Origin of the sequence: Aliiroseovarius sp., from assembly GCF_965228805.1 — a bacterium.
Classification (GTDB): Bacteria; Pseudomonadota; Alphaproteobacteria; order Rhodobacterales; family Rhodobacteraceae; genus JASBTN01.
Genome location: NZ_CBDDIE010000003.1, coordinates 1,730,745 through 1,743,083, shown reverse-complemented (window position 1 = coordinate 1,743,083; position 12,339 = coordinate 1,730,745). Strand labels below are relative to the sequence as shown.

8 protein-coding genes and 1 tRNA gene are annotated in these 12,339 nt (G+C 54.9%); 3 read left to right on the top strand and 6 right to left on the bottom strand.

Going from position 1 to position 12,339, the window contains the following annotated elements; genetic code table 11:
- Positions 1 to 251: 251 nt before the first annotated feature.
- On the bottom strand, positions 252 to 500 hold the full coding sequence (locus tag ACO07D_RS09800) for a helix-turn-helix domain-containing protein (protein WP_421702752.1): 249 nt from the start codon (positions 498 to 500) through the stop codon (positions 252 to 254).
- Between the two features lie 513 nt (positions 501 to 1,013).
- Between ACO07D_RS09800 and ACO07D_RS09795 the strand changes: the two genes are divergently transcribed.
- The 3 genes from ACO07D_RS09795 to drt5 are packed head-to-tail and all read left to right on the top strand — an operon-like array spanning position 1,014 to position 5,674.
- Positions 1,014 to 2,381, top strand: a complete 1,368-nt coding sequence (locus ACO07D_RS09795) for an SIR2 family protein (protein WP_421702751.1) — start codon at positions 1,014 to 1,016, stop codon at positions 2,379 to 2,381.
- Positions 2,378 to 4,189: an ATP-binding protein gene (locus ACO07D_RS09790; RefSeq protein ID WP_421702750.1), complete on the top strand. Its 1,812-nt coding sequence runs from the start codon at positions 2,378 to 2,380 to the stop codon at positions 4,187 to 4,189. Before ACO07D_RS09795 ends, ACO07D_RS09790 begins: the two co-directional genes overlap by 4 nt.
- A 21-nt stretch (positions 4,190 to 4,210) precedes the next feature.
- Positions 4,211 to 5,674, top strand: coding sequence for an antiviral reverse transcriptase Drt5 (drt5, locus tag ACO07D_RS09785; RefSeq protein ID WP_421702749.1), 1,464 nt, complete (start codon positions 4,211 to 4,213; stop codon positions 5,672 to 5,674).
- A gap of 925 nt (positions 5,675 to 6,599) precedes the next feature.
- On the opposite strand, the gene ACO07D_RS09780 is transcribed toward drt5, so the two are convergent.
- The 5 genes from ACO07D_RS09780 to ACO07D_RS09760 all read right to left on the bottom strand — a co-directional run bounded on the left by ACO07D_RS09780 (position 6,600) and on the right by ACO07D_RS09760 (position 12,334).
- Positions 6,600 to 6,962, bottom strand: coding sequence for a hypothetical protein (locus ACO07D_RS09780; RefSeq protein ID WP_421702748.1), 363 nt, complete (start codon positions 6,960 to 6,962; stop codon positions 6,600 to 6,602).
- A gap of 535 nt (positions 6,963 to 7,497) precedes the next feature.
- Complete coding sequence (locus tag ACO07D_RS09775; protein ID WP_421702747.1) at positions 7,498 to 7,986, bottom strand: hypothetical protein; 489 nt, start codon at positions 7,984 to 7,986, stop codon at positions 7,498 to 7,500.
- Between the two features lie 737 nt (positions 7,987 to 8,723).
- On the bottom strand, positions 8,724 to 9,935 hold the full coding sequence (locus ACO07D_RS09770) for a tyrosine-type recombinase/integrase (protein WP_421702746.1): 1,212 nt from the start codon (positions 9,933 to 9,935) through the stop codon (positions 8,724 to 8,726).
- Between the two features lie 726 nt (positions 9,936 to 10,661).
- Positions 10,662 to 10,738 (bottom strand) — tRNA-Arg (locus ACO07D_RS09765).
- Positions 10,739 to 10,942: 204 nt separating this feature from the next.
- Positions 10,943 to 12,334 (bottom strand): sensor histidine kinase, encoded by a 1,392-nt coding sequence (locus ACO07D_RS09760; protein ID WP_421702745.1) that lies wholly within the window; start codon positions 12,332 to 12,334, stop codon positions 10,943 to 10,945.
- Positions 12,335 to 12,339: the final 5 nt, after the last annotated feature.

Below are 12,339 nucleotides of genomic sequence, written 5' to 3'. Positions count from 1 at the left end.
CTTGGGCTAGGCGGACGAAAGGTCCGTGACTTGTTTTTTGTCATTGCTATAAGGCCCTTGACGACAGCCACAAAAGACCGTTCGCCCAAGGGCGTTTCTCCATCTGAGTAAGGAAAAGCCAACCGGCAGCGTGCCGCGCACGGCTCACCGATTGACTTGGTTCGTTTTTTGGGTGATGAAGAAGCATCGAACGCACCAAGCTAATTCGATACTTCTAGGGGGCTTTCGGAAGTTGCCGCTTCCGAAAGCCCTTAGTTCTTCGTGGTCGTCATTTCACCCTCCCCTTGCTCATAACGCTCCGGCCAGATACTGCTAGGCTCAACGCCAAGCGCATCCGCGATGCCCTGTTGAATTCGAAGAGATTGCTTTCGACCTTGTGAGACATGCGTCACAAATGCAGGACTGACACCAACAGTGCGAGCGACTTGAAAAAGCGAACTCCCATTGATCCGAAGCTTGCACTTCGTCTGCTCGTGTTTTTCCAAATCAAAGAACCGCATCAGCTTCCCCCAAAAGCTAGGCCTCCCCGAATCACACTTGAGGTAGCGAATTCTGATTCTCCTGCGCAAGCGAAATCGCCGGAATTCGGTTAAATTTTTTTCCGAACTCAGAGGGCAGTTTGGACTTGAGCAGCATATTGAGGAGCAAAGTAGCATTTGCCCCTCTATATTGTCATTTAAGGGTCAGTATGAGGGTTTTGAGGTCAATATGAATGGTGAGGCCCATTCACCTGGGCACAGGTTGAGTTAAGTTTATTTGCACTGGATACCTCAAAATAGAGCATTAGATGCACTAATTCCTGGGCTCCCATGCGAAGCATTTCGCGCCTCACAGACGGCAAACTGGGCGGGAAGCGGTCCTTCGCCGCGAGAACAAATTTGAATGGTCTAACGACAAGAGCCGACATTGAATTGCTTGCGATCGCAGTCTGCCCCCCACTTTCGTGTTTCCTAACATCTTGGGCGATTTACCTGTCTGTTCAGATTGAATAGTCTCGCCTTAGAATTGTATGCTTGGATGAAAAATTGGAAAACTTTTGGGATGGTGAGCCAATAGGCAAACAAGAGTTGCTGCGCCTGTTGACACGCGATGGCAAGTGGCTTCGCTGGGAGGGTGAGAAGGAAGACCCGGAGGACCCAAACAAGAAACCCAAGGCCGGATGCAAGGATCAGGTCGAAGAAGCCCTGCTGGCGGCGCTGCACTCGACCAATGTCGTGGTGCTGCTGGGGTCCGGGGCGTCCTTCTCGGCCAAGAACGACAGTGGGCCAAATGCGCCGGGGATGGGCGACCTTTGGCATGCCGTGCGTGACGCCGTTTCAGAAGGCAACTTGGTTGACCATAAAGAGTTTGACGATCTTGCGAAGAAGGTAATGGGCGGCCTGCCGCAGAATGACAGTGACGGGAAGCAGAAGGCCGGAGATATCGAAAGCCTTTTGAGCCTCTGCAAAATGCAGATCGAGTTGCTCAGTATTCGGTCAAAGAACGATGCTGATTTCAAAGATCGGCCTTGGATGGAAGAGTTGATCGAGTTCGTTCGCGTTGCTGAGAACACGATCTTGGGCAATGTGGGTTTCGTTGGTGCGGAAACTGATTTGCCAGCACACTGGGCGTTCTTGAAGAAGTTCGCCCGCCGATCACCGGCAAAGCCCAGAGTGAAGCTGTTCACTACGAATTACGATCTGTGTATCGAGACAGCAGGTCTCCGCCTGGGGGTGGTGCTGATCGACGGGTTTTCCCACAGTGTAGAACAGCGGTTCAACCGCGATCACTTCGACCATGATATCGTGCGGCGGGCTGCTTCCAGTACGAAGGCCGACTACCTTGACGGTGTGTTCCACCTCTACAAGCTGCACGGGTCGGTGGATTGGCGGCGACGGTCGGATGAAGTCGTTATTCGAAGCGTCGATGGCCCCGGCGAAGACCGCAAGCCAGTTCTGATCTATCCTCGCTCTTCGAAATATCAGGAGGCGTTCGAAAGCCCCTATCTCGACATGTTCGCTGCGTTGCAGGCCGCCTTGCGGGAACCCGATACAACGTTGATCATCTCCGGCTTCGGTTTCGCAGACGATCACATCAGCGCCCCGATCTGGTCAGCCATCGAAACAAACCTGTCGCTGCGCCTTGTCCTTTGTGATCGTGGGTTCGTCGAGCATCAAAAGCTCTTCGATGAAGAGGCACAGGAGATCGATCTCGATCTGGCTGGACAACGCCCCTATCAGAGCAAGATCGCCCGGCTTGTGCAGCAGGGCGATACGCGCATTACGATGTTGAATGGCCGCTTCGAAGACCTTGCCGACGCCTTGCCGATGATATCGGGCAAGACGGATCGCCAGCTCTTGCAGGATCGGCTTGAAAAGCTGCGCGAGGGTGAGGGTGCATGAACGAGCTTGCCTCCCTGATCGACCCGTCCAAGCGTACAGGAACCGTCACGCGGGTGACGGCAAGTGCCGTGGAACTCACCTTGCCAAATGCTCTTGCAGCCCTTGGTCGGCGCGGGCTGGCCAAAGGCTCCGTAGGCGATTTCGTGTTTGTCGATTGTGACCGCTCTGCGATCTTGGGGCGAGTGACTGAGGTTGGCATTCCAGACAGGCAGCGAAATGTCCTTGAGCACCAGATTGAGGTCGATCCCACGGTAGAGCCGCAAGGGCGCGTCCAGCTGTTGGCGACCGTCAGCAAGACAACTCGGAAAGTGACGCGTGGTATAAACACGCAGCCGAGGGTCGGTGATGGGGTCTACCTCGCAGAGGGCGGGGCGCTGTCCAATTCCATCAAGGATGCCTTGGAAGGCGACGTGAAGGGAGACAGTGCACCGTTACTCGTCGAGCTGGGGCACCTATCCGGGCTGGATGATGCCTCCCTCAGCATACCGCCAGAGAAATTGTTCGGTCGTCATTGCGGGGTGTTTGGCGCGACAGGTGGGGGGAAGAGCTGGACGGTTTCGCGTCTTGTCAATGAAATCGTGCGTATCGGTGGCAAGTGTATTCTGTTTGACCCGACCGGTGAATTCACAGGGAAAGTAGCTGGCGCATGGAAATACTCGTTTAGCGAGAGTGGCGATGAAGATCAGCCCTTGGTGCGGTTCCCGAGTGAGAATTTGTCAGAACAGGACTTAAACGCGCTGCTTACGCCGACCGGCCAAAGTCAGGGTCCAGCCCTCCGTAGCGCAACGAAAAGCCTGCGCATGGCGCGGGTCTTGACGGCTGATGCGGAACGGTTCCCCGTCGAGGTGAAGGGTACCCAGCGAAGTGTTTTAGTTTGTAGGGGCGACGATCCCGTTGGACATGTCGTCATAGAAGAGCAAGGGACCATTGAAAAAGCCAATCAGAGCCGCCTCGCATACGGTCAAGCTGAGTTGATGCTGGCGGATGAGTTGGCAGTTGAAACATGCCAGTTCGATTTCAGCTCCCTGTCACGGCAGGTACGAAACGAGTGTGTGCGGCCAGTGCATAACAATGATGCATCGAGATATGGGCAACTCGACAACAATGCAGTTGGGTATTGCAACTCACTGATCATTCGCATCGAAACCTTTTTGACCTCCCCTGAGTTGGCCTGCCTTTTTTCAGATGATGGCCTGGACATCTGTCAAGAGATTGAGAAATTCTTGGCCAATCCAAATGCCAGAGCAATGGTACTGTCCTTCGAGAAGGTGAGCTTCAAACACAACACCAGAGAATTACTATTGAATGCACTCGGACGATACCTGCTTGGTCTTGCACGGCAAGGCCGGTTTCGCCAGAACCCGCTCGTTTGTTGCTTGGATGAGGCACACCAATTCATTGGTCGGACAGTCGGTGATGAATTCAGTAGCATTAGCCTTGATGCGTTTGGCCTAATTGCAAAGGAGGGCAGGAAGTACGGGCTGACGACAGTGATCGCGACCCAGCGCCCCAGAGATGTACCGCAGGATGTTCTCAGTCAGCTGGGAACTTTGTTTGTTCACAGACTTACCAATGACCGCGACCGAGAGACCATCGAAAGAGCTTGCGGTGATCTGGACCGCAGCGCCGCTGCTTTCATCCCATCTCTGTCACAGGGCGAAGCGATCATCGTCGGCCCCGATTTACCCGCACCTTTACCGATCATGATGAGCAAACCAGAAAAGGGTCAACAGCCGGAAAGCCACGGTCCGAAGTACCAGGAATATTGGGGCGCATCCAAACCAGCACCGTTGACCGAAGAGTCTTGACCAAGAAAGCAGGCCGCGCCGATGTTTGATTTTTATTCAACCGACTACCGTCGAACGCTTTTTCCGATGTCGACAAATCGTTACCTGATCGAAAATGGTCAAAACGAAATCCACGAGTTCTTGAATCGTTGCCTTGATCCCGATCAAGAGGCATTTTCATTCCGTTCACAGACTAGGGTCTATGCTGGCAAGCCCGGCTTTCACCTAAGGCGAACCGTAAAACTAGATCCTGTGGCGGAGTACTTCATATACGATCTCGTCTTACGAAACAGAGCCCGCTTCAGAGCACCCTTCCACGAGCACAAGAAGCATTTTGGCTACCGTTTTCAAGATGGTGAGCCGCTAAATCCTTCGGGTTCTTTTCGGGGGTATAAGGGGGCAATTGCAGCGTATCGGGAGCAATTCCGCTACAGCTTGAGCTTCGATGTCGCTGCCTATTTCAACTCGATTTACCACCATGATCTTGTTTCCTGGTTGTCTAGAACTGGAGCATCCGAACAGGATTACCAAGCGTTTGGCCAGTTTCTTCGAGAGATAAACACGGGTCGTTCAGTAGACTGTCTGCCACAAGGCATTTACCCAACGAAAATGATTGGCAATGATTTTCTCCGTTTCGTCGAACAGTTTCACGGGTTGCGCAGCAATGCTGTTGTCAGGTTTATGGACGATTTTGTCCTGTTCTCCGACTCGCGACGTGATCTTCGCCATGACTTCATTACGATCCAAGGCCTCTTGGGTGAGAAAGGCCTTTCACTGAATCCAAACAAGACCAGCGATGGAGTGCGGGAGAACGTTGAACTTGAGGATGCAATCGAAGACGTAAGGATACAGCTACTTCAACGGCGGCGTGTCGTTGTCACCGACTATGATGGCATCCCCGATGAAGAGGTCGAAATCGAACGAGATTTGTCGGATGAAGAAATGGGTTTTCTGAGAGGCCTACTACAACAAGATGATATCGAAGAAGAGGACGCGGAACTCGTGCTGGCTTTGATGGCCGAGCACGCCGAAGAAGCGATTGACCGTCTTGCAGACATTGCGCGCCGCTTTCCACACCTGTTCAAGAATATTCACTCATTTTGCCTCGAGGCGGACGACCAAGAAGCCATAGCTGCATTTGTGTTAGAATTACTGCGCGACAATGATGCGATGATCTACGAGTTTCAGCTTTTTTGGCTAACCCATATTCTTGAAGATCGGCTTCTGAACACCGCGTCAGCTGCAGAGATCATAGATAGGCTGAACAACCACCCAAACGCTACTTCGATCTCAAGAGCTAAACTACTTGAAATACCCGACTTGAGGTACGGCTTGGTAGAGCTTCGGGATGCTCATTTGGGTGCTGGGCAGTCCGATTGGTTGTCCTGGTCTAGCGCAGTTGGCCACAGAGGATTGAATAGGATCGACCGCCGTCATAGGTTGGGTTACTTCGCCAAAGCGTCAAACTACAACAAGCTCGTTTTTGACATTGTGTCGAAGGATTGAGCGCTCCTTTTGGGAGCACCGGAATTTTTGATCTTGTCTGTGTCAATGAGTTCCTATCAGAGTGTCCGCTCTGGGGAAGCCGCGTCGCAGCATTCGAATATTTCGCCTAGGTCCGGAAAGGGCCGAATAACCAGGCCAGCGACTGGTTGTATGGAACTGCCCTACCCCGATTGCACCCACCTTTTTAAGGCGCAATAGGCCAATATTGCCAGGAGCATTCTTAGAAGGTGGGAGGGCGCGGCAGCACATGGAACGGAAGGCCGCCGCGCCGCAAGCAAGCCCCGAGGGGCAACTCACTACCCTGCTAGGATAGCGGGCTAGGCTTACCTTTCGGTTACCACAAGGCTGCCTCAATCAGATGCCAGATTGACCGCGCGAAGGTAGCCAATAAGGCGAGCCCTGCCCCGATGATCAAAAGGCGGCCTAACCTAATCAACGTTGAAGGGCGACGGTTGTCATTTGCTGGGCGTCTCATTCTCAGCTCCGCATTTGGATTTGTCACCGCCGCAGCGAGGTACGCCTGACAAGACCTGCATTGCGACCAAAAAGCTTGCGTGTGTGCAGCTTGGGACTTCGCGTCGAACAGCGTTTCCCTCCTGGTCGCGCATAACTATCTGCCCCACTTTGTAGAATGGACACCTTGTCGACATCGAAAACTCCCCCCGGGGCCGCGATAAAGCGCAAACGCGGAGAGCAATCAACACTTCGAGTGGAAAAAGGGCACTTGCGTGCCCCGGCTTCGAGGGGTGGGGTGGAGTGATCAGCCGGGGCACAGATGCAAGGGCGTAAAGGAACGATGTTAGGCGCCCTTAACCAATGCTTAGGAAACAGAAGTTAACAGCCGGTTAACCATGTTCCAGCGGCAACAACTGTGTTCGGGGTGGCACAGTTAAGCTGCATATTTTTTTTGGCCGCGGCGCAAACGTCACAGGCCTGAGAAGTATCCATCCACCCGCCGCCAGAAATGCAGGAGATCTCGTGCAAGAGGTAGCTTTCGGCGCATACATTCAACAGCATAGACATCGGCCGCAAGCACCGCTGCCAGCCGATAGGTCCGATCAGCGACGCCGCCGTTATCATCTTCGCTGTCTTGGGAAAGGTTGTCCTCTATGATTGCTGCGGCGGAGGTCAGGGAAAAAATGATCGAAAGGGCTGGCTCGGATGGCCATCTCAGGCACATCCGGCGCACGAGCGTTCGCCGTTGCTCTTTGCTGCCAGACAGCAGCTCTTCCAGCGCGCACTCGATCATCTCATCGATCGGTGTTTCGCGTGCCAAAATGTCACCCACCGCTTCTCACAATAGAAGCCCCGTCAGCGACTATACCAGAAACCACCAATGACGACGAATTGCTCCGCCCCCAGCTATTTGGGAACACCCCCGACCGAAGTCGGGGGTGCAGGTTGAAACAGCCACGGGGCGATTGTGGGTCTGCTCCATCCGGGCGACTGGTTACCCAAATCCCAAAGCGCCCACACCCTGTCTAAATGTTGGGTAAGCGGTGATCGGCCGGATGTTCTGTTTTTGCGCAGCGGCATCTATTTGCCGGGATCGGAATACGGTTAACTCTGCGTTAACCAAATCTGTTTACCCAAATACCAAGGGCAATAGTAGTTTCGTTCGCCCTAGTAATCATGCCCCGGCTGTGTGTCCCACCATTGTCAGCCGGGGCCAGTTCCCAAGGTTTGGGTATCTGATCCCCACGAAGGCAGGCAGCAAGCAAGCCTACCTTCCTTTCCAAGTTCTCGCCAAAATTCTGAGGGTTGAAAAAAGGGCCTCATAACCGCCATTCAATGCGTCTTCCGCGAAAGGCGGCTTAGGGCCGTCATTGTCTGAAAGGTTTTGGCCCTTCAAGGCTCAATTTAAGCCTTTCGATCTGCGTGGACGCGGACTGTGCCTTGGCAATAAATTCACATAGGTCTGAAGTGGTTGGCGCATCAGACTTAGGTTTTGACGCAAGTAGCTCGTTGAGCGTTGTCGAACCTGTTCGCTCAATTTCACTGATGTGCTGTGTTTCTTCCGGTACAGCGAAAATTGAGTGTCCAAAAGAACTACCCAATGTAGGAAAGTGCTGACTCTTGTGATTGTCCCATTCTCGCCGCGTTAGAAGGCAAGCCTCTTGAAGTGATAGGAAACTTCGCTTCGCATCTGAGATACCGTCTTGCGCTTTTACTTGCAGAGCGGTGATGTCAGATTCCTGTGTGGCTTTGATCGCTTGCTTTGAGGCGCTAAACGCAAGTGCCGCGTAGAACAATGCGCCAGCGGCAATCAGGATTGAAACGATCTCGAAAGCATTCTGCACAACAAATTCCAAAAAACGGTTCCCTTCCTAATGCGGTTTCAAATCTTCCTGCTGGGGTGCCCATATCTACAAGTAGATCGGGTCGAACTTGGCTGATTTCAAGGCTATCAGCTTCGCTATTGCGGCTTGAGTAAGCGTCGTGAGTGCACCTTTTGAAAGACAAGCGTGTTCACTCGCCAATGACTGCTTCGAGGAAGCCGCGCAGCAGCACGTTGGCAAACGATCAGAGTCCGGTTAGGGCCGTTCACCGGCACCCAAACTCAGCCTTGTATGCACGAACTCGATCAAGGTTAGCTCTGGAGCTCTGACCACAATGCTTCTCGCATGGCACCCCGTCATTGTCTCCATCCGCGCGCCGGTATCCACACACGCACCATTGGTAAACCGCTTCCCGACAACTACGAACTTTCCCACAAGTCTTTCCGCAAGAATAACTCTGAGCCAGTCGAAATGTATCGAGAAAAGGTGGCGCGAACTCTTGTGAGGTTGCTGGGGTGTTTGAAAGCAACAATAACAACACGGAGAAAAGCGAAATCTGGCGCCACATTTTTTGATCAACCTCCTAGTGTGTTTTGAATGAACTACAAAGGAGATCATACTCTTATTTGGCGAAGATTAAATGCGACTTTCCCGCATATGGATAGGATTGGAGTGGCCTCGTAATCCTATAGGAAGTGAATTGACTGGTGCGGACCAATGGAAGCCGAAGACTTCTTGGTTCGACGCATCGAATGGTAGCTATGGGCTGATCAGGTGTCCTGACCACGTAATTCTGCTTCTCTTCCCCGAAGCAATTCAACCAATACCCCGTTCGACTTGCTTCGGTTCTTTAACGGCCATGACCAATTAGGCTCGCTTCTGTTTTGAAGTGAAGCTTTCAAGCGTTTCAGCCGTCCGTCCTTTCTTGTCTGCTGAAGGGGTGCAAACCGCTTCGAGAGCTCGAATTCGATGGAGTCGCAACAAAGATGGCCGTAGGTCCGACTGACAGTATCGGTATTTGAATGTCCGAGTTGTTTGGCAACGATTGCCAGTGGTGTCCCCGCTTGCACCAATTGACTTGCGTAAGTGTGCCGGAGCCCATGAAACACGAACTCTTCGGGCAAACCAGCGCGCCTTACCGCCTCCTTGAAGAGATGCTTGTGGAGCCCAGCCCATGATCTTTCTGACGCCGTCCGAAAGACAAGCTGCTCGTCTTCGAGTTTTTCGATCTGATCAAGAAAGAAGGTCATTCCCTCATCCGGGAGAATAACATAGCGCCCGCGATAGCTCTTCATTGGTGCGACGTAAACGCCATAGACATTGCCACCAACGTCGCGCGCTTTCATTCTAGCGAGCTCGGACACCCGGCACCCGGTATACAAGGCAGCCTGAACCAGGAGAGCGAGGTCTGGTCGACAGGAGGCGATCAAGCGCTTGGCCTGGGCGCGAGTCAAGAAGAACTGTCGAGGAGCATCCGCGTGAGGAACGCGATGCAATCGCCGCCATGACCGCTCGGACTCCACGTCGCCATTTTCCCAAGCCATCTCGATGGCCGTTCTCAGGATGCCGATCACCGTATTCAGTGTTTTCTTTCGCTTTCGAAGCGCTTCGTGATCCAAATCATGTAACCGAGTTTTTGCTCCCTGGGTTTGGTTCCCGCGCTTTGGAGCTGTTTCCAGGATATCTAAACAGAACTCGGTGAACACCTGCTGGGTCAACTCCTCAACGGGCCGATCACCCAGCCTAGGAATGATGTGACAATTTATGAGCGAAAGGGTGGTTTCAAAATAAGTCGGGGCGGCGGCAATTCGTTTCCATTCCACGAAGCCGTACATCGCATCACCGACTGTGAACCGACTATTGGTTTTTGTGTATTTCAGCTTGGAGTTTATGCCCACCGCGTAGGGTTGGGCCGCAAGGGCGACAATCTGGGCCTGTTTGAACCAGTCGGTAGCAGCCGACAAAGCTTGGTCGTAGGTCAACCCTCCCGCACATTCCAAGCCAACTCTGCCTAGACGTTTCTGTCGGTACTTACCGCCCTTGCACCGGATGCGCGCGACCCAGTGGCATTGCCCGGACGGTAGTTTCGCAACGCCGATGTGTCGACAATACTCAATTATATTCCAGTATGGGATCGTTCGAGCCGGAAGCCGAAGGATGTTCTCGGGGTCAGACAAAGGTGGTGCGTGACGGTTTTCTTGCATCTCAATCTCCTATCTCGGTGGGCCTCCCAGAGACTAAGGAAACCAATCAGGAAAAGTCAGAAGAAGAAGAGATCATCCCCGCGCCCGAAGGAACCTGAAATCCGCGTTGTTTGACTGCATCGGAGCATTGCGCAGGCGGTGTGGGGATCTGGCTTCGGCCGATCGCGAAACTTTGCAAAGTCCGATTTCCGCGGTTGCTGCCGTTCGAGGTCGCAGTAGTGAACGGCAGGTCACCACCCGACATGCCGAAAGGCTATGTACGCTTCAAGCTGGCTCCGGTCATTTCCCGCGACTGCCATGAATGGAAGCTAGGGGCCGGGAGCAGAAACTCACATTGGGGTTGTCGTCTTTTACGCCATGGAGCACGCGACGGTATCTGATCGAGCTATACGTCGCTCTTCACCGAAAAGGCGAAAACAACACCGCAACCAAGGTCACGACGTGCAAAAAAGCAAATTAGTGCCCCAAAAGGTAACATATACTGGCATTTGACATTTGGGCAGGTGGCGGACCGAGGAGGATTCGAACCCCCGACCCCCTGATTCGTAGTCAGGTACTCTATCCAGCTGAGCTATCGGTCCGTGGAGGCGGGGTATAGACTCACCCTTGGGGGGGCGCAAGAGCGAAAAACAGGAAATATGCACCCGTGTGCGATTTTTTGTCCGCGCGCAAACCAGGAGCCGAATTCCCCGGCGCGGCGGGGTGGGATGGCAACCGACCTGCCACCTGCGCCTCGCTTGCAAGGGTGGGAGCCGGGCCGGGGAATTCAGCCCTGCCCGCCGGGTTCAGGGATCGAGCGTCTCGACCCCCTTGGGCAGGTGGATGGCAAAGACCGTACCCTCCGCCCCCGTACGTTCCAGCTCCAGCCGCCCACCGTGGCCGCGGATCAGCTCGGCGGCAATGGCCAGGCCCAGCCCGGTGCCGCCGCGCCGGTTGGTGCCCGCGAAGGGCTGGAACAGCAGTTCCTGCGCCTTGGGCGGCAGGCCCGGCCCGGTGTCCTCGACGCAGATGGTCCATTCCACATCGTTTTCGGTCGCGCGCAGGGAAACTTCACCCGACTTGCCCGAGGCGATGATCGCCTGGCGGGCGTTGCGCACCAGGTTGCCCAGCACGCGGTAGACCTGTTCGGGATCGGCCCGCACCACCATGTTGGCCGGAATGTTCTCGCCGTAGGAGATGTCATGTTCGCCCGACGCCAGCCGTTCGCTGTCGAACACCTCCCCCGCCAGTTCCGCCAGCACCACGCGGGTCAGCATCGGCGCGGGCTCCTCGGCCTTGCCGAAGGCCAGCGTGCTTTCGCACAGGTTCACCGCCCGGGCGATCGAGTTCACCAGCTTGGGGGCGGCCCGTTTCACCCCGGGATCCTCGCTCATCTCCATCCGGTCGGCAAAGAGCTGCGCGGTCGTCAGGATATTGCGCAGGTCGTGGCTGATCCGCGCCACCGCACCGCCCAGCTGGGCCAGACGTTCCTTTTGCTTCAAGGCACCGGTCAGCTGGGTCTGCATGGTCTGCAGCGCCTCCTCGGCCTCGCGCAGCTCGGTCACCCCGGCGGAAGGTTCGATGATCGTGCGCGCGTCCTCCGGTGCCTCGGCATAGGAGGCCATGTGGTCCACCACGCCCTTGATCGGCCGCACCATCAGGCGCCGCACCGCCAGGAACAGCAGCACGGCCGTGAAGACCGAGATCACCAGCGACAACAGGAAGATGTTGCGCCCATAGTCGATCATCGCTGCGCGCAGGGGACCAGTGGCCATGGTGACCTCGATCACCAAACCACCCTCGCGCACCGGCTCTCCAATCACCCGGATCACCTGATCATCGGGCTTGGCCAGCCGGGTCATCGCATCCATGATCAGCGCCCAGGGCATGCTGTCGCGCAGGTCGAAATTTCCCGCCACCGGCCCGGGCAGGGTCGAGCTCAGCATCAGCTCGCGCACCTCATCGCGGCGCAGCACCACATTGAAGACCTCGGCATTCTCCAGCAGCTCGGTTTCCAGCGAGGGGTCGATCATGTCCTCGGCCAGCAGCGCGAGCGAGGCGATCTGCGCCCGTTCCAGACGGTTGCGCAGGTAATCCTCGCGAAACCGCGCCACCGAGGGGACAAAAATCAACACCTCCGCCAACATCACGAAGGCGGTGGTCAGGATCAGGAAACGTCCCGAAAGGGTATTGAGCATATCCG